This window comes from Oleiphilus sp. HI0067, assembly GCF_001635735.1.
This window is the reverse complement of the sequence record NZ_LWFI01000118.1, coordinates 1-822: the sequence shown is the minus strand read 5'-3', so window position 1 is coordinate 822 and position 822 is coordinate 1. Positions and strand designations below refer to the sequence as shown.

Annotated in this window: 1 protein-coding gene; it reads right to left on the bottom strand. The window is 50.4% G+C overall.

Annotation, left to right across the window (positions count from 1 at the left end; genetic code table 11):
- Positions 1-822, bottom strand: an 822-nt coding sequence (locus A3739_RS01665) for a biotin carboxylase N-terminal domain-containing protein (protein WP_156502243.1), incomplete at both ends; no start/stop codon positions are given.

Sequence of the window (822 nt, the reverse complement as noted above, 5' to 3'; positions counted from 1 at the left end):
ACTTGCAAGCGCGTATTCATTTCAAGGAAGTAGAAGTTTTTCTCTGCGTCGACCAGGAACTCAACTGTACCAGCACCCACATAGTTACACGCTTTGGCAGCTTGCACAGCGGCTTCACCCATACGCTTACGAAGCTCTGGATCGACGAACGGAGAGGGGGCTTCCTCCACGACTTTTTGGTGGCGGCGTTGAATCGAACAATCACGTTCACCCAAGTACACGGCATTGCCATGTTGATCGGCAAACACTTGGATCTCGATATGGCGTGGGCTAATGACCGCGCGTTCAAGAATAAGTTCGCCACTGCCGAACGCATTTTCTGCTTCTGATTTGGCGGTGTTGATTTGTGATTCGAGCTCGCTCTCTTCATGAACCAGGCGCATCCCGCGGCCGCCACCACCTGCTGAGGCTTTGACCATTAACGGAAAACCAATACGCTTGGCTTCGCTTAGAAGAGTGTCTAGGTTTTGATCGCTACCTTCATACCCAGGAATACACGGAACGCCTGCTTCAATCATTGCGATTTTAGAAAGACGTTTGCTGCCCATCAATTCGATGGCAGGAGCTGGTGGTCCAATAAATACGATGCCTGCATCAGCACAAGCTTGAGAAAAGTCACAGTTCTCAGACAAGAAACCATAACCGGGATGAACAGCTCCTGCGCCTGTGCGTTTCGCCGCATCCACGATTTTGTTAGCGACTAAATAAGATTCTCCAACAGACGCTGGACCAATACATACCGCCTCATCAGCAGCGAGGACGTGTGGTGCGCCACTATCGGCCTCACTGTATACCGCTACAGTTTCAAACCCTAAATCTTTT